Source organism: Pseudomonas putida NBRC 14164 (genome assembly GCF_000412675.1).
GTDB classification, from domain to species: Bacteria; Pseudomonadota; Gammaproteobacteria; order Pseudomonadales; family Pseudomonadaceae; genus Aquipseudomonas; species Aquipseudomonas putida.
In genome coordinates, this window is record NC_021505.1 from 186,959 (window position 1) to 206,767 (window position 19,809).

Sequence of the window (19,809 nt, forward strand, 5' to 3'; positions counted from 1 at the left end):
TAAAAGGCTGGCGTTGGCTCGAACCCTATACAGCCCCGATGTTGCCTCGTTTTGACGCCCCGGCCTGTCCGGTTTCAGGCAAGGTTTGTGCTTGTAAGGAGTTGGCAGCCTGGGGCGCGAAAGTAATCTGAAAATTGACGCGTGCACGTTTGACGGTTGCCGATGGGCGGCTGTTCTGCAGCATTAAATGCCGATGTCCCGGCGTTAAAAACGTCGCTGGAACTAGCGTTAAGCAAGCTTTCGATGATGTACGACATTTGTCCTCAATGAACGGTTGGCTAAGGTACAAATATCAATGTGACATTACATTGCCGATTGTTTAGGATGGCCTCTATAAGGTCAATAGTTTGGCATTTAAGTAATTCCAAATAGTTATAGACGAAAAATTGACGCAATAAAGCGTCAAGAGATCATCGACATAGTTCCGCCTGCAGTGGCTTGCGAGTGCCGCTCTGGCATGGAAGTACCCATAGGGTCACACGGAGAGTCCAATGAGCAGCGTTGTAGCCATCGTCAAAAGCATTGTCGGCCAGGTTATTGCGGTATCCCCAGAGGGCATTCGTCGTGTGCTCATCGAAGGGGACCGCCTGCTGGCAGGTGAGGAAGTGCTCACTGGCCCGGGTGGCGCAGTTACTTTGGAGCTAGCCGATGGCCGTCTGCTTGACCTGGGCCGCGACAGCCAGTGGAGCGCCGATGCGCCTGACAGCAGCACCGACCTGAGCCAGGCGACCGCGCAGGCCGCGCCGTCGGTAGAAGAGCTGCAACAGGCGATCGCGGCCGGTGTCGACCCGACTACCGAGCTTGAAGCCACCGCAGCTGGCCCGTCCGCAGCGGGCGGCGGCGGCGCGCTTGGCGGTGGTCACAGCTTCGTGATGCTCGAAGAAACCGCGGGTCGGGTCGATGCTACCGTTGGCTTCCCGACGGAAGGGCTGGGCTTTGCTACCGGGCTCGACAGCGAAGAGGTTGGCTTGCTGGATACCACCAGCAATAACCAAGTGACTACGCCGACGATCGACACCAACGTTGCTACCGACCTGATTCTTGGCGCCACTCCTTCCATCAGCGAAGCGGGTGGCGTAATCGTCTATACCGCCACGGTTGGCCAGGCGCCGACCACCAACCTGGTCGTCACCCTGTCCAATGGTGCCGTAATCGTCATCCCGGCCGGGCAGACCAGCGGCAGCGTCAATGTCGTGGTCCCGGCAAATGACACGCCTTATATCGACGGTGGCCAGATCTCGGCAACTGTAACGGGTACCACCGGCGGCAACGGCCTGACGGTGACAGTGCCGCAAACGCCGGCAGTCACCCAGGTTACCGATACCATCGACACCACCACTGCGACGCTGACGGCGAACCCGTCGGTGACCGAAGGTGGCGTAATTACCTACACCGTGACCCTGAGCAACCCTGCCCAGACGCCGGTGACCGTGACGCTGTCCAACGGGCAGGTAATCACCATCGAAGCTGGCAAGACCCAAGGCAGCGTCGACTTCCAGACCCCGGCGAACGACGTCTACAACAACGGTTCGACCGTCAGTACCACGATCACCGGCGCTACAGGTGGCAATTTCGAGCAACTGACGCCGAACCCTGCACCGGCTGAAACGGTAATCAGTGACTCGGTCGATAACACGACCGCCACTCTGACCGCTTCGCCAAGCGTCACTGAAGGTGGCGTGATCACCTACACCGTGACCCTGAGCAACCCTGCCCAGACGCCGGTAACCGTGACACTGTCCAATGGGCAGATCATCACTGTTGAAGCGGGCAAAACCCAAGGCAGCGTTGATTTCCAGACCCCGCCGAACGACGTCTACAACAACGGTTCGACTGTCAGCGTCACCATCGAGAACGCCACTGGCGGTAACTTCGAGCAGCTGACCCCGAATCCGACCCCGGCTCAGACCACGATCAACGATTCGGTCGACACCACCACCGCAACCCTGACCGCTTCGCCAAGCGTCACTGAAGGTGGCGTGATCACCTACACCGTGACCCTGAGCAACCCTGCCCAGACGCCGGTGACCGTGACCCTGTCCAATGGGCAGACCATCACTGTTGAAGCGGGCAAAACCCAAGGCAGCGTTGATTTCCAGACCCCGGCGAATGACGTCTACAACAACGGTTCGACCGTCAGCGTCACTATCGAAAACGCCACCGGCGGCAACTTCGAGCAACTGACCCCGAATCCGACCCCGGCTCAGACCACGATCAACGATTCGGTAGACACCACCACTGCGACTTTGACTGCTTCGCCAAGCGTTACTGAAGGTGGCGTGATCACCTACACCGTGACCCTGAGCAACCCTGCCCAAACTCCGGTAACCGTGACCCTGTCCAACGGCCAGACCATCACCGTTGAAGCCGGCAAAACCCAGGGCAGTGTCGACTTCCAGACCCCGGCGAACGACGTCTATAACAACGGTTCGACTGTCAGTGTCACCATCGAAAACGCCACTGGCGGTAACTTCGAGCAGTTGACGCCGAACCCGACCCCGGCTCAGACCACGATCAACGATTCGGTAGACACCACCACAGCGACCCTGACCGCTTCGCCAAGCGTTACTGAAGGCGGCGTGATCACCTACACCGTGACCCTGAGCAACCCTGCCCAGACGCCGGTAACCGTGACCCTGTCCAACGGCCAGACCATCACCGTTGAGGCCGGCAAAACCCAAGGCAGCGTTGATTTCCAGACCCCGGCGAACGACGTCTACAACAACGGCTCGACCGTCAGTGTCACCATCGAAAACGCCACCGGCGGCAACTTCGAGCAGCTGACCCCGAATCCGACCCCGGCTCAGACCACGATCAACGATTCGGTAGACACTACCACCGCAACCCTGACGGCGAGCCCGTCGGTGACCGAAGGTGGCGAGATCACCTACACCATCACCCTGACCAACAAAGATGGTCTGCCGATCAACAACCATGCAGAGCTGTACTTCAAGCTGACCGATGGCACGACGGTCGTTGTGGCCGCCAACAGCACCACCGGTTCAGCCACTGCAACCGCGCCGGATAACGTCTATGTCGGGACTAACCAGCCGGTGGTCAATGCCATCGATGCCGTCAGCGGCGCGGACGCGTGGAAGTTTGAAAACCTGAACCTGGACAAGACCCCGGTCAGCACCCAGGTAACCGATGAGCCGGGCACCCCAGGCAACGAAGGTGACTTGGTCAAAGTCACCATCACCGCCGACCAGACCTCGGTGGCCGAGAACGTCAAACCGACGTTCACCGTGCACGTCAACCAACCGCTGGACCACGATCTGGTCGTGACCCTGAGCAACAACGCTCAGGTCACCATCAAGGCCGGCGAGACAAGCGCACCGTACACTCACGACGCACAAGGCGATGACGTCTACAAAGACTCGGGCGAAATCAGCCTGGGCATCAACTCGGCGGTAGATGCTACCGGTGCGACCTTCGAGAACCTGCAGCTTGGCGGCGCGGCTACCGTTCAAGTGACCGACACCACCGACGAAGTGGTAGCGAAGCTGACCGCAACCCCTTCGGTGACCGAAGGTGGCGAAATCACTTACACCATCACGCTGACCAACAAAGACGGTCTGCCGATCAACAATCACGGCGCCCTGACCTTCACGCTGAGCGACGGTAAGACCGTCATCACCGTACCGGCCAATGGCACCAGCGGTTCGATCACCGTGACTGCCCCGGACAACGTCTACGTCGGCAGTAACACCCCGGTGGTGCAGTCTATCGCCACTGTTGCTGGCGCGGATGTCGGCAAGTTCGAGCAGCTGACCTTGGACAAGACTCCGGTGAGCACCACTGTCACCGACGAACCAGGTTCGGGCACTCCGGGCACCGGCAACCAGGGCGACCTGGTGCAGGTCACCATCACCGCCGACCAGACTTCGGTCGCCGAGAACGTCAAACCGACCTTCACCGTGCACATCAACCAGCCGCTGGACCACGACTTGGTTGTGACCCTGAGCAACAATGCCCAGGTCACCATCAAGGCGGGCGACACCAGCGCGCCGTACACCCACGATGCGCAGGGCGACGACGTCTACAACGACGCCGGTGAAATCAGCGTTGGCATCAAATCGGCTGTGGACGCCACCGGTGCGACTTTCGAAAACCTGGAGCTCGGCGGCGCTGCGAAAGTGGATGTCACCGACACCACCGACGAAGTGGTGGCGAAACTGACCGCTACCCCTTCGGTGACCGAAGGCGGCGAGATCACCTACACCATCACCCTGACCAACAAAGACGGCCTGCCGATCAACAACCACGGCGCCCTGACCTTCACGCTGAGCGACGGTAAAACCGTCATCACCGTGCCGGCCAACGGCACTACCGGCTCGATCACCGTGACTGCCCCGGACAACGTCTACGTCGGCAGCAACCCAGCGGTGGTCAACTCCATCGCGACCGTTGCGGGCGCTGACGTCGGTAAGTTCGAGCAACTGACCCTCGACAAGACGCCGGTCAGCACCACTGTTACTGACGAGCCAGGTACCCCGGGCAACCCAGGCGGCAACAACGAAGGCGATCTGGTCAAGGTCACCATCACCGCCGACCAGACTTCGGTGGCCGAGAACGTCAAACCGACCTTCACCGTGCACATCAACCAGCCACTGGACCACGACCTGGTCGTGACCCTGAGCAACAATGCCCAGGTCACCATCAAGGCCGGTGATACCAGCGCGCCGTATACCCACGATGCGCAGGGCGACGACGTCTACAACGACGCCGGTGAGATCAGCGTTGGCATCAAGTCCGCTGTGGACGTTGATGGTCGTACCTTCGAAAACCTGGAGCTCGGCGGCGCTGCGAAAGTGGATGTCACCGACACCACCGACGAAGTGGTGGCGAAGCTGACCGCTACCCCTTCGGTGACTGAAGGCGGCGAGATCACCTACACCATCACCCTGACCAACAAAGACGGCCTGCCGATCAACAACCACGGCGCCCTGACCTTCACGCTGAGCGACGGCAAGACCGTCATCACCGTGCCGGCCAATGGCACCAGCGGTGCGATCAGCGTGACTGCTCCGGACAACGTCTACGTCGGCAGCAACCCAGCGGTGGTCAACTCGATAGCGACCGTTGCGGGCGCTGACGTCGGTAAGTTCGAGCAGCTGACCCTGGACAAGACTCCGGTGAGCACCACTGTCACCGACGAACCAGGTTCGGGCACTCCGGGCACCGGCAACCAGGGCGACCTGGTGCAGGTCACCATCACCGCCGACCAGACTTCGGTCGCCGAGAACGTCAAACCGACCTTCACCGTGCACATCAACCAGCCACTGGACCACGACCTGGTCGTGACCCTGAGCAACAATGCCCAGGTCACCATCAAGGCCGGCGACACCAGCGCGCCTTACGAGCACGCGGCACAAGGCGACGACGTTTACAACGACGCTGGCCAGATCAGCCTGGGCATCAATTCGGCGGTCGACGCCACTGGCGCCACCTTCGAGAACCTGCAACTGGGCGGTGCGGCCACCGTTCAAGTGACCGACACCACTGATGAAGTGGTAGCGAAGCTGACCGCGACCCCTTCGGTCACCGAAGGCGGCGAGATCACCTACACCATCACCCTGACCAACAAAGACGGTCTGCCGATCAATAACCACGGCGCCCTGACCTTCACGCTGAGCGACGGCAAGACCGTCATCACCGTGCCGGCCAACGGCACCAGCGGTTCGGTCACCGTGACTGCTCCGGACAACGTCTACGTCGGCAGCAACCCAGCGGTGGTCAACTCGATTGCGACCGTTGCGGGCGCTGACGTCGGCAAGTTCGAGCAACTGACCCTCGACAAAACCCCGGTCAGCACCACCGTTACTGACGAGCCAGGTACTCCGGGCAACCCAGGTACCCCAGGCGGCAACAACGAAGGCGACCTGGTCAAGGTCACCATCACCGCCGACCAGACTTCGGTGGCCGAGAACGTCAAACCGACCTTCACCGTGCACATCAACCAGCCACTGGACCACGACCTGGTCGTGACCCTGAGCAACAATGCCCAGGTCACCATCAAGGCCGGTGATACCAGCGCGCCGTATACCCACGATGCGCAGGGCGACGACGTCTACAACGACGCCGGTGAGATCAGCGTTGGCATCAAGTCCGCTGTGGACGTTGATGGTCGTACCTTCGAAAACCTGGAGCTCGGCGGCGCTGCGAAAGTGGATGTCACCGACACCACCGACGAAGTGGTGGCGAAGCTGACCGCTACCCCTTCGGTGACTGAAGGCGGCGAGATCACCTACACCATCACCCTGACCAACAAAGACGGCCTGCCGATCAACAACCACGGCGCCCTGACCTTCACGCTGAGCGACGGCAAGACCGTCATCACCGTGCCGGCCAATGGCACCAGCGGTGCGATCAGCGTGACTGCTCCGGACAACGTCTACGTCGGCAGCAACCCAGCGGTGGTCAACTCGATAGCGACCGTTGCGGGCGCTGACGTCGGTAAGTTCGAGCAGCTGACCCTGGACAAGACTCCGGTGAGCACCACTGTCACCGACGAACCAGGTTCGGGCACTCCGGGCACCGGCAACCAGGGCGACCTGGTGCAGGTCACCATCACCGCCGACCAGACTTCGGTCGCCGAGAACGTCAAACCGACCTTCACCGTGCACATCAACCAGCCACTGGACCACGACCTGGTCGTGACCCTGAGCAACAATGCCCAGGTCACCATCAAGGCCGGCGACACCAGCGCGCCTTACGAGCACGCGGCACAAGGCGACGACGTTTACAACGACGCTGGCCAGATCAGCCTGGGCATCAATTCGGCGGTCGACGCCACTGGCGCCACCTTCGAGAACCTGCAACTGGGCGGTGCGGCCACCGTTCAAGTGACCGACACCACTGATGAAGTGGTAGCGAAGCTGACCGCGACCCCTTCGGTCACCGAAGGCGGCGAGATCACCTACACCATCACCCTGACCAACAAAGACGGTCTGCCGATCAATAACCACGGCGCCCTGACCTTCACGCTGAGCGACGGCAAGACCGTCATCACCGTGCCGGCCAACGGCACCAGCGGTTCGGTCACCGTGACTGCTCCGGACAACGTCTACGTCGGCAGCAACCCAGCGGTGGTCAACTCGATTGCGACCGTTGCGGGCGCTGACGTCGGCAAGTTCGAGCAACTGACCCTCGACAAAACCCCGGTCAGCACCACCGTTACTGACGAGCCAGGTACTCCGGGCAACCCAGGTACCCCAGGCGGCAACAACGAAGGCGACCTGGTCAAGGTCACCATCACCGCCGACCAGACTTCGGTGGCCGAGAACGTCAAACCGACCTTCACCGTGCACATCAACCAGCCACTGGACCACGACCTGGTCGTGACCCTGAGCAACAATGCCCAGGTCACCATCAAGGCCGGCGACACCAGCGCGCCGTACGAGCACGCTGCACAAGGTGATGACGTTTACAACGACGCCGGTGAAATCAGCGTTGGCATCAAGTCTGCTGTGGACGTTGATGGTCGTACCTTCGAAAACCTGGAGCTCGGCGGCGCTGCGAAAGTGGATGTCACCGACACCACCGACGAAGTCGTGGCGAAGCTGACCGCGACCCCTTCGGTCACCGAAGGCGGCGAGATCACCTACACCATCACCCTGACCAACAAAGACGGCCTGCCGATCAATAACCATGGCGCCCTGACCTTCACGCTGAGCGACGGCAAGACCGTCATCACCGTGCCGGCCAATGGCACCAGCGGTGCGATCAGCGTGACTGCTCCGGACAACGTCTACGTCGGCAGCAACCCAGCGGTGGTCAACTCGATAGCGACCGTTGCGGGCGCTGACGTCGGCAAGTTCGAGCAACTGACCCTCGACAAGACCCCGGTCAGCACTCAGGTCACTGACGAGCCAGGTACTCCGGGCAACCCAGGTACCCCAGGCGGCAACAACGAAGGCGACCTGGTCAAGGTCACCATCACCGCCGACCAGACTTCGGTGGCCGAGAACGTCAAACCGACCTTCACCGTGCACATCAACCAGCCACTGGACCACGACCTGGTCGTGACCCTGAGCAACAATGCCCAGGTCACCATCAAGGCCGGCGACACCAGCGCGCCGTACGAGCACGCTGCACAAGGTGATGACGTTTACAACGACGCCGGTGAAATCAGCGTTGGCATCAAGTCCGCTGTGGACGTTGATGGTCGTACCTTCGAAAACCTGGAGCTCGGCGGCGCTGCGAAAGTGGATGTCACCGACACCACCGACGAAGTCGTGGCGAAGCTGACCGCTACCCCTTCGGTGACTGAAGGCGGCGAGATCACCTACACCATCACCCTGACCAACAAAGACGGCCTGCCGATCAATAACCACGGCGCCCTGACCTTCACGCTGAGCGACGGCAAGACCGTCATCACCGTGCCGGCCAATGGCACCAGCGGTTCGATTACTGTCACTGCCCCGGACAACGTCTACGTTGGCAGCAACACCCCGGTAGTGCAGTCGATCGCGACTGTTGCTGGCGCGGATGTCGGCAAGTTCGAGCAGCTGACTCTGGATAAAACCCCGGTCAGCACCGCCGTCACCGACGAGCCAGGTTCGGGCACTCCGGGCACCGGCAACCAGGGCGACCTGGTGCTGGTGACCATCACCGCCGACCAGACCTCGGTAGCCGAGAACGTCAAACCGACGTTCACCGTGCACATCAACACCGCCTTGGCCAACGACCTGGTCGTGACCCTGAGCAACAATGCCCAGGTCACCATCAAGGCCGGCCAGACCAGCGCGCCATATGAGCACGCGGCACAAGGCGATGACGTCTACAACGACGCCGGTGAAATCAGCGTTGGCATCAAGTCCGCTGTGGACGTGGACGGTCGGACCTTCGAAAACCTGCAACTGGGCGATGCGGCCACCGTTCAAGTGACCGACACCACCGACGAAGTGGTGGCGAAGCTGACCGCAACCCCTTCGGTCACCGAAGGCGGCGAGATCACCTATACCATCACGCTGACCAACAAAGACGGCCTGCCGATCAACAACCACGGCGCCCTGACCTTCACGCTGAGCGACGGTAAGACCGTCATCACCGTACCGGCCAACGGCACCAGCGGCTCGATCACCGTGACTGCCCCGGACAACGTCTACGTCGGCACCAACCCAGCGGTGGTCAACTCGATTGCGACCGTTGCAGGGGCTGATGTTGGCAAGTTCGAGCAACTGACCCTGGACAAGACCCCGGTCAGCACTCAGGTCACTGACGAGCCAGGCACCCCGGGCACCCCAGGCGGCAACAACGAAGGCGATCTGGTCAAAGTCACCATCACGGCCGATCAGACCTCGGTGGCGGAGAACGTCAAACCGACGTTCACCGTGCACATCAATCAACCGCTGGACCACGACCTGGTCGTGACCCTGAGCAACAACGCTCAAGTCACCATCAAGGCCGGCCAGACCAGCGCGCCATACGAGCACGCAGCACAAGGCGACGACGTCTACAAAGACGCCGGCGAAATCAGCCTGGGTATCAAGTCGGCAGCCGACATCGGCGGCCGTACCTTCGAGAACCTGCAGCTGGGCGACGCGGCGAAGGTCAATGTCACCGACACCAACGACGAAGTCATCGCAAAACTGACTGCGACCTCGTCGGTCACCGAAGGTGGCGTGATCACCTACACCGTGACGCTGACCAACAAAGACGGCCTGCCAATCGACAAGCACGGTGCGCTGACCTTTACCCTGGACGATGGCAAAACCACCATCACCATCCCGGCTAACGGTACAACCGGCACCGCTACGGTCACGGCTCCGGACAACGTCTACACCGGCACCAACGCTCCGGTCGTGAAGGCTATCCAGTCGGTCACCGGCGCGGATGTCGGCAAGTTCGAGCAGCTGACTCTGGATAAAACCCCGGTCAGCACCGCCGTCACCGACGAGCCAGGTTCGGGCACTCCGGGCACCGGCAACCAGGGCGACCTGGTGCTGGTGACCATCACCGCCGACCAGACCTCGGTAGCCGAGAACGTCAAACCGACGTTCACCGTGCACATCAACACCGCCCTGGCCAACGACCTGGTCGTGACCCTGAGCAACAACGCTCAAGTCACCATCAAGGCCGGCCAGACCAGCGCGCCATACGAGCACGCAGCACAAGGCGACGACGTCTACAAAGACGCCGGCGAAATCAGCCTGGGTATCAAGTCGGCAGCCGACATCGGCGGCCGTACCTTCGAGAACCTGCAGCTGGGCGACGCGGCGAAGGTCAATGTCACCGACACCAACGACGAAGTCATCGCAAAACTGACTGCGACCTCGTCGGTCACCGAAGGTGGCGTGATCACCTACACCGTGACGCTGACCAACAAAGACGGCCTGCCAATCGACAAGCACGGTGCGCTGACCTTTACCCTGGACGATGGCAAAACCACCATCACCATCCCGGCTAACGGTACAACCGGCACCGCTACGGTCACGGCTCCGGACAACGTCTACACCGGCACCAACGCTCCGGTCGTGAAGGCTATCCAGTCGGTCACCGGCGCGGATGTCGGCAAGTTCGAGCAGCTGACTCTGGATAAAACCCCGGTCAGCACCGCCGTCACCGACGAGCCAGGTTCGGGCACTCCGGGCACCGGCAACCAGGGCGACCTGGTGCTGGTGACCATCACCGCCGACCAGACCTCGGTAGCCGAGAACGTCAAACCGACGTTCACCGTGCACATCAACACCGCCCTGGCCAACGACCTGGTCGTGACCCTGAGCAACAACGCTCAAGTCACCATCAAGGCCGGCCAGACCAGCGCGCCATACGAGCACGCAGCACAAGGCGACGACGTCTACAAAGACGCCGGCGAAATCAGCCTGGGTATCAAGTCGGCAGCCGACATCGGCGGCCGTACCTTCGAGAACCTGCAGCTGGGCGACGCGGCGAAGGTCAATGTCACCGACACCAACGACGAAGTCATCGCGAAACTGACTGCGACCTCGTCGGTCACCGAAGGTGGCGTGATCACCTACACCGTGACGCTGACCAACAAAGACGGCCTGCCAATCGACAAGCACGGTGCGCTGACCTTTACCCTGGACGATGGCAAAACCACCATCACCATCCCGGCTAACGGTACAACCGGCACCGCTACGGTCACGGCTCCGGACAACGTCTACACCGGCACCAACGCTCCGGTCGTGAAGGCTATCCAGTCGGTCACCGGCGCGGATGTCGGCAAGTTCGAGCAGCTGACTCTGGATAAAACCCCGGTCAGCACCGCCGTCACCGACGAGCCAGGTTCGGGCACTCCGGGCACCGGCAACCAGGGCGACCTGGTGCTGGTGACCATCACCGCCGACCAGACCTCGGTAGCCGAGAACGTCAAACCGACGTTCACCGTGCACATCAACACCGCCCTGGCCAACGACCTGGTCGTGACCCTGAGCAACAACGCTCAAGTCACCATCAAGGCCGGCCAGACCAGCGCGCCATACGAGCACGCAGCACAAGGCGACGACGTCTACAAAGACGCCGGCGAAATCAGCCTGGGTATCAAGTCGGCAGCCGACATAGGCGGCCGTACCTTCGAGAACCTGCAGCTGGGCGACGCGGCGAAGGTCAATGTCACCGACACCAACGACGAAGTCATCGCGAAACTGACTGCGACCTCGTCGGTCACCGAAGGTGGCGTGATCACCTACACCGTGACGCTGACCAACAAAGATGGCCTGCCGATCAACAACCACTCGGCGCTGACCTTCACCCTGAACGATGGCAAGACCACCATCACCGTGCCGGCCAACGGCACCGTGGGTACTGCCACTGTGACTGCCCCGGACAACGTCTACGTTGGTGCAAACGACCCTGTGATCAAGTCGATCGCTTCGGTCAGCGGCACTGATGTCGGCAAGTTCGAGCAACTGACCCTGGACAAGACCTCGGTCAGCACCACCGTGACCGACGAGCCAGGCTCGGGTACCCCGGGCACCGGCAACCAAGGTGACGTCACCACGGTCGGCATCACCGGCACCGGTTCGCTGACCGAGGGCGAAACCGGCCAGTACACGCTGACCCTGAGCAACGCCTCCAAGGCCGAAGTCACGATCACCCTCAGCTACAGCGGCACCGCCAAAAACGGTGAGGACTTCACCGGTGTCACCACCGTGAAGATCCCGGCCAACAGCACAGGCACCACGTTCAACATCGCTACCATCGACGACAAGCTGGTCGAAGGTACCGAGAACTTCGTGGTGAAAATCGAAACTGCCACCGGTGGCAACTTCGAGAACCTGCAGGTGGATAGCAGCAAATCGAGCGTGACTACCACCATCCTCGACAACGACCACCTGCCAGTTTCGCCTGGAGGCGCGGTGTTTGGCGTGGAAGACACCGACTACGTGTTCGCCTGGAGTGATTTCAAAGTCACCGATGCCGATGGCAACACCGGTCTGTCGGTGACCATTACCTCTATCCCGGGCGCAGGCAGCCTGCAGTTCTTCAACGGTACTGCCTGGGTGAACGTGACCGTTGGCCAGGTGGTGAGCCAGGCTGACATCATTGCCAAGAACCTGAAGTTCGTTCCGCTGCTCAACCAGTCGGGCTCGGATAACTACGGTGGCAATGGCGTGGGTAACCAGAAGGCCGACTACGCACAGTTCAAGTACAAGCCGAACGATGGCACCAACCTGGGCACAGAAGTGACCATGAAGGTCGACATCAGTCCGGTAGCCGACAAACCTACGCTCAGCTTCGGCAGCGCCGATATCGAATCCAAGGGCCTGACCAAGGAAGTCTGGACCAGCCTCAAAGGCCTGGGTACTGGTGGCAATGGCATTACCGGCGAGGACCTGAAGACGGTATTTGCCAACTCTGGCAACGCCAACTCCAGCAGCACTACTACCAACGTGCAGTCTGATGGCAGCGTCACTGCTGGCACCGGCTCGAAAACGTCGGGCCTGATCTACCTGGAAGCCGGCAAGACCTACACCTTCAGCGGTACCGCCGACGACAGCTTCGTGGTCACCATTGGTGGCAAGACTGTGGTCACGGCTACCTGGGGTGCCGGTGGCCAGGTTTCGGGTACCTTCACCCCGAACACCAGTGGCTACTACCCGATCGAGGTCTACCATGCCAACCAGTCTGGGCCAGGCAGCTATGACCTGAACATCCAGGTAGGCTCGGGTACGCCCACTGACCTGAGCAGCTCGAGCATCAAGATGTATCAGAACGTGACCGAGATGGCCAACGCTGGCCTGGGCGTGTCCGACCTGCACACCGTGAATGGTCAGAGCTACTACGACGGCTACAAACTAAACGAAGGGCCGGAAGGTGGCTCGGTGAAACTGGTTGGTATCAATACTGCCCTGACCGACACCGATGGCTCCGAAACCCTGAATGTTAGCCTCAGCGGCATCCCGAAAGGCACTGTACTCAGCGATGGTGCAGGCCACACGGTCACGGTAGGCAGCGCACCGGTGGATGTAACCGGCTGGAAACTCAGCGGCCTGACCCTGACGCCGCCGGCCTACTACAAAGGCTCGTTCGACATCACGGTCACCTCGACTGCCACCGAAAGCCTGGGCGGTTCGGCCATCACCACTGGCAACATCCCGGTGACGGTGTACGGCGCAACCTACAAGGCCAGCGTGGGCACTTCGGGCAACGACACCATGACCGGCAGCGAAGGCAACGACATCATCGTCGCCGACGTGTCGGGCCTTAACGTGGTCCAGGGCAAGAACTACAACATTGCCTTCATGGTCGACAGCTCGGGCAGTATGAGTGACCAGTCTGTTGCCACGGCCAAGGCCCAGCTGGCGTCCGTGTTCCAGACGCTGAAAGCGAGCCTGGGCTCCGACTCCTCCGGGACCGTGAACATCTTCTTGGTCGACTTCGACACCCAGGTCAACAAGAACGTGACGGTGAACCTGAACGATACCGATGCCCTGAGCAAGTTGCAGACGGTACTGGACTCGATGGTGGGCGGTTCTCGCTACGGCGGTGGTACCAACTACGAAGACGCGTTCAAGACCACGTCCAACTTCTTCAAGAGCACTGTGGCCTTGAGCAACTCTGGTGCGGAGAACCTCACCTACTTCATTACTGATGGCAAGCCGACTTACTACCAGAACGGGGAAAGCACCAACCCTCGCCTATGGACCAATGGCAAGTATCTGGATGACGTGGTCAGCGTCAACAATTACAAGATTGGCGACACCTTCAGCGCCTGGGCCGACAGTACGCACAAGGTTGAGATCAGCAGTAACGGGCTCATCACCGTCTCTACCTACAAGAGTAATGGCAGGCTCGACTCGATCAAGGAGATCGGGACGATCCATGCCCAAGGTGATGGTACCTACGAGACCTCCGACCTGGCGGGTACTGGCTACGCTGACTACTGGAACTATTACTACTCGGCGGCAGGCTCCACTGCGAGCTTTGCCGTACTTGGTGGCAAAGATACCGGTCTGAGCAAGGTGCAGGCGATTGGCCTGAACAGCGATGTCTCGCTCAGCGACCTGACAGCCTATGACACTGCTGGCAAGCCACAGGCCAACATCGACCCGTCCGACCTGGCCAAGGCGATTCTGGGCCACTCCGAGGCGATCTTGCCCGGCGCCGACACCATCGATGGCGGCAACGGCAACGACATCATCTTCGGTGACCTGATCACCCTCAATGGTGTCGTCAGCGAGGGGTATCAGGCCCTGCAGACTTACGTTGCGCAGAAGAGCGGTGTCGAAGCCAGTGCTGTTACCACCAGCAACGTGCACCAGTACATCACCGAGCACTACACCGAGTTCGATATCTCCGGTGCCAACGACGGCAAGGACTTCTTGTCCGGCGGCAACGGCAACGACATCCTCTTCGGCCAAGGTGGTAATGACACGCTCGATGGTGGCAGGGGTAACGACATCCTGCTGGGCGGTACTGGCAATGACACCCTGATCGGTGGCCACGGCGACGATATCCTGATCGGTGGCAGCGGTGCCGACACCTTCGTGTGGAAGGCGGGCGATTACGGCAACGACGTGATCAAGGACTTCAAGGTAGGCGAGAAAGACAAGATCGACTTGAGCGATCTGCTGCAGGGTGAGAAGGGCAGCACGATCGACAACTACCTGAAACTCACCACCGTGGAAGGCACGACCACGTTGCAGGTCAGCAGCGAAGGCAAGCTCAACGATGCTGGCGGTCTGGCAAATGCCGATGTGACCATCAAGCTTGAAGGGGTGAACTGGTCCAACACCACGGTCAACTCGTTGATCAGCGGTGCTGACCCGACCATCATCATCCACAACAAAGACAGCTGATGCGCTTTAGGGCTGCCATGCAGCCCATTCGCCAAGTCTGCACTGCCTTTTGTGGGAGCGGCCTCGTGTCGCGAAAGGGCTGCGTAGCGGCCCCGCGGTTTCAGCAACAATGCGCAGACCGCTGGGGCCGCTACGCGGCCCTTTCGCGACACAAGGCCGCTCCCACACGGGTCTTTCCTGCAATCTGCTGACAGCGCATACTCTGGCGCCGGGCCTGCGCGCCCGGCGATCTTTGCCTATGCTGCTGTCTACCAACAAGGAACCAACGTGACGAGGGACACCGCCATGTTCTACGTGCAACGCGACGCCACCGGCCAGTTGCTGCGGGTAGAAGCAGCTGCTTTTGACCAGTTCACCGAAATGCTCCCCGCCGACCATGCCGATATCCAGGAATGGTTTGCCGATGACGTCGTGGAAAACAGCCTCAACCAGCTCAAGCAAAGTGACCTGGACATGATCCGCGTGCTCGAGGACCTCATCGACGTGCTGACCGCCAAGGGGGTATTCAAGATCACCGACCTGCCTGCCGGCGCACAGGCCAAGCTGCTCAACCGCTCCACCGCGCGCAAGGCGCTCAGCAGCCTCAACAACCTGATCGACGAAGAAGAGCAGGGTGGGCTGATCTGACAGCAAGGCAGCCCCGGCGACAGTGATATGGTTATGCTTTAAAGGTATTTAAAATATCGCGCTTATGACTTTATAGTCACATCCACTGCGTACCCGTCGACCAATCGATGCGCCGCACGACTTGAACCCACACGGGAAATCCCCGTGCGTTTCTGATCGTTGCGCGCCATTGAAGTCGCGCACTGCGTGGGAGTGATAAATGTCAGCCGCCTCGAACGCCTTGTCGACCATCGACAGCGCCCAGCCGCAAGTTTTCGAAATCCGCCCGTTCTCCGGTGCCGTAGGCGCCGAGATCATCGGCCTGGACCTGGCCAAACCGGTCAACGCCGAGGATTTCGCCCGTATCCATCGCGCCCACCTCGACCACCATGTGCTGGTGTTCCGCGACCAGCGCATCAGCCCGGAACAGCAGATTGCCTTCAGCCGCCGCTTTGGCGAGTTGCAGATCCATGTGCTCAAGCAGTTCCTGCTTACAGGCCATCCCGAGATCCTGATCGTTTCCAACATCATCGAAAACGGTCAGAACATCGGCCTGGGTGATGCTGGCAAGTTCTGGCACTCCGACCTTTCATACAAAGCGCTGCCCAGCCTCGGTTCCATGCTGCATGCCCAGGAACTGCCACGCGAAGGCGGCGATACGCTGTTCGCCGACATGCACAAAGCCTGGGACGCCGTACCCGACGCCTTGCGCAAAGTGGTCGAGGGCCGCAGTGCTGCCCACTCCTATACCGCCCGTTACGCCGAAACCAAATTTGAAGGCAACTGGCGCCCGAACCTGACCGCCGAGCAATTGGCGCAGGTACAGGAAGTTATCCACCCGGTGGTCCGCACCCACCCGGAAAACGGCCGCAAGGCGCTGTTTGTCAGTGAAGGCTTCACCACCCGCATCGTCGGCCTGCCCGACGATGAAAGCCGCGACGTGCTGCAACAGCTGTACGCACTGAGCGTGCTGGAGCAGAACATCTACCGCCACCAATGGCAGCCCCATGACCTGGTGTTCTGGGACAACCGCTCGTTGATCCACCTGGCCGCCGGCTGCCCCGCACACCTGCGCCGCAAGCTGTACCGCACCACCATCCAGGGCGACGCCCCGTTCTGACGACTGAGGACATCATCATGCGCAAATCCATCAGCCGCCTGGCGGCAAGCATCGGCCTGGGCGCAAGCCTGGTCGTTGGCAGCCTGGCTGCCCCTGCAGTGGCCCAGGCCGAAGGCAAGATTCGCATTGCCGAACAGTTCGGCATCGTCTACCTGCTGCTGAACGTGGTGCGTGACCAGCACCTGATCGAAAAGCACGGCAAGGAGCAGGGCATCGACATCGACGTCGACTGGGCCCAGCTGTCGGGTGGCTCGGCCATCAACGACGCACTGCTGTCCGGTTCGGTAGACATCGCCGGCGCGGGTGTCGGCCCGCTGCTTACGGTGTGGGACCGCACCAAGGGTCGGCAGAATGTGAAGGCCGTGGCCTCGCTGGGCAACTTCCCGTACTACCTGGTCAGCAGCAACCCCAACGTGAAGACCATCGCCGACATCACCAGCAAAGACCGCATCGCTGTGCCAGCGGTCGGTGTTTCGGTGCAGTCGCGCTTCCTGCAGTACGCCGCCGCCCAGCAATGGGGCGACAAGGAATACAACCGCCTCGACAAATACACCCTCGCCGTACCTCACCCCGATGCCACTGCCGCGCTGCTGGCCGGCGGTACCGAGCTGAACGGGCACTTCTCCAACCCACCGTTCCAGGACCAGGTGCTCGCCAACAAGGACGTGCATGTGGTGCTCAATAGCTATGACCTGCTCGGCCCCAACTCGCCGACCTTGCTGTTTGCCACCGAGAAATTCCGCACGGACAACCCTAAAACCTACAAGGCCTTCGTTGACGCCCTGGCTGAAGCCGCAGACTTCGCCCAGAAAGACAAGGCCGCTGCCGCCGACACCTATATCCGTGTGACCAAGGCCAAGATCGACCGCGATGCGTTGATCAAGCTGATCGACAACCCGCAGTACGAATTCACCGTCACACCAAAGAACACCTACAAGCTGGCCGATTTTCTCTATCGGGTAGGCGCCATCAAGCACAAGCCGGAATCGTGGAAGGACTACTTCTTCCAGGATGAACGCCCGCTGCAAGGGAGCTGATCGATCATGACCGCCCCATTGCCAGGCCACACGGCCAGCAACCTGAGCCGTGTCGCAACGCCGCCTTTGCTCCAGGTGGATAACCTCAGCCTCGAATACCGCACCGCGCAACGCGTGGTGCGGGCCACCCACCAGGTCAGCTTCGAAGTCGACCGTGCCGACCGCTTTGTGCTGCTGGGCCCCTCAGGCTGCGGCAAGTCCACCTTGCTCAAGGCTGTCGCCGGTTTCATCCAGCCGCAGGAAGGGCAGATTCTTTTGCAGGGCCAGGCTGTCCGTGGTCCGGGCCCCGACCGCATCGTGGTGTTCCAGGAATTTGACCAGCTGCCGCCGTGGAAAACGGTAAAGCAGAACGTCATGTTCCCGCTGCTGGTGTCTGGCCAGCTCAAGCGCGCCGAAGCCGAAGAGCGGGCACTGCATTACCTGGAAAAAGTCGGCCTGGCCGCCTTCGCCGATGCCTACCCACACACTTTGTCGGGCGGCATGAAGGCCCGCGTGGCGATTGCCCGGGCCTTGGCCACGCAGCCAAAGATCCTGTTGATGGATGAGCCGTTCGCCGCCCTTGATGCGCTGACCCGGCGCAAGATGCAGGAAGAGCTGTTGCTGCTGTGGGAGGAAGTACGGTTCACCCTGCTGTTCGTGACCCACTCCATCGAGGAGGCGCTGGTGGTTGGCAACCGCATCCTGCTGCTGTCGCCGCACCCGGGGCGGGTACGGGCCGAAGTGCACAGCCATCAGTACGACCTGGGCAGCCTGGGTGGCAGCGACTTCCAGGCCAGTGCCCGGCGTATCCACCGTCTGCTGTTTGATGAGGCGGATACCCCGCAACAGCCTGACGAGCTTGGTTTTAACGATATTCGCATCGCCTACTGACAGGAGCTTCAGCCATGACCACTACACCTGTACGCCAGGAATACGAGGTGCAGCTGGAGCCCCTGCTCAGTGTGCCTCTGGAACGACAACTGCCGTTGGCCCAGCGCCTGTGGCAGCAAGGCTGGCTGCGCAAGGCGGTTATCCTGCTGGTGATCGCTGTGCTGTGGGAGGCCGTTGCCCGCTATCAGGACAACGACCTGCTGTTGCCAGGCTTTTTGCAAACCGCCGCGGCCCTGTGGGACGGGATGATCAGTGGCGAACTGCCGGCCAAGGTTGGCGTGTCGCTGGTGATTCTGCTCAAGGGTTATGTACTGGGCATCGTCCTGGCATTCGGCCTGACCAGCCTGGCGGTTTCGACCCAGCTGGGCCGCGACCTGCTGGGCACATTGACCTCGATGTTCAACCCGCTTCCGGCCATTGCCCTGCTGCCGCTGGCCTTGCTGTGGTTCGGGCTGGGCGACAATAGCCTGATCTTCGTGCTGGTGCATTCGGTGCTGTGGGCTTTGGCCCTGAATACCTACGCGGGCTTTCTTGGCGTCTCGGAAACACTGCGCATGGCGGGCCGCAACTATGGCCTGAAAGGGCTGCGGCTGGTGCTGCACATCCTGGTGCCGGCGGCTTTGCCGTCGATCCTGTCGGGGCTGAAGATCGGCTGGGCCTTTGCCTGGCGCACCCTGATTGCCGCCGAACTGGTGTTTGGCGCCAGCAGCGGTAAAGGGGGGCTGGGCTGGTACATCTTCCAGAACCGCAACGAGCTGTATACCGACAAGGTATTTGCCGGGTTGGCGGTGGTGATCCTGATCGGTTTGCTGGTGGAAGGGTTGGTGTTCAACACCCTGGAGCGGCTGACCGTGCGGCGCTGGGGGATGCAGCGCTAGTGCGTAAGCCTGTACCGGCCCCTTCGCGGGTA

The 19,809-nt window shown here is 61.0% G+C and carries 6 protein-coding genes; all 6 read left to right on the plus strand.

Going from position 1 to position 19,809, the window contains the following annotated elements:
* Nucleotides 1-491 precede the first annotated feature (491 nt).
* The 6 genes from PP4_RS00850 (at nucleotide 492) to PP4_RS00875 (ending at nucleotide 19,777) form a co-directional block, all read left to right on the plus strand.
* Nucleotides 492-15,266, plus strand: a complete 14,775-nt coding sequence (locus PP4_RS00850) for a retention module-containing protein (protein WP_016497463.1) — start codon at nucleotides 492-494, stop codon at nucleotides 15,264-15,266.
* A gap of 285 nt (nucleotides 15,267-15,551) precedes the next feature.
* Nucleotides 15,552-15,893, plus strand: a complete 342-nt coding sequence (locus PP4_RS00855) for a hypothetical protein (RefSeq protein WP_016484321.1) — start codon at nucleotides 15,552-15,554, stop codon at nucleotides 15,891-15,893.
* A gap of 199 nt (nucleotides 15,894-16,092) precedes the next feature.
* Nucleotides 16,093-16,992 carry a TauD/TfdA dioxygenase family protein gene (locus PP4_RS00860; RefSeq protein WP_016497465.1) on the plus strand — a complete coding sequence of 300 codons (900 nt, stop codon included), beginning with the start codon at nucleotides 16,093-16,095 and terminating at the stop codon, nucleotides 16,990-16,992.
* 17 nt (nucleotides 16,993-17,009) lie between these two features.
* On the plus strand, nucleotides 17,010-18,029 hold the full coding sequence (locus PP4_RS00865) for an ABC transporter substrate-binding protein (protein WP_016497466.1): 1,020 nt from the start codon (nucleotides 17,010-17,012) through the stop codon (nucleotides 18,027-18,029).
* Between the two features lie 6 nt (nucleotides 18,030-18,035).
* Nucleotides 18,036-18,899 (plus strand): ABC transporter ATP-binding protein, encoded by an 864-nt coding sequence (locus PP4_RS00870; protein ID WP_016497467.1) that lies wholly within the window; start codon nucleotides 18,036-18,038, stop codon nucleotides 18,897-18,899.
* A gap of 14 nt (nucleotides 18,900-18,913) precedes the next feature.
* Complete coding sequence (locus PP4_RS00875) at nucleotides 18,914-19,777, plus strand: ABC transporter permease (RefSeq protein WP_016497468.1); 864 nt, start codon at nucleotides 18,914-18,916, stop codon at nucleotides 19,775-19,777.
* Nucleotides 19,778-19,809 lie beyond the last annotated feature (32 nt).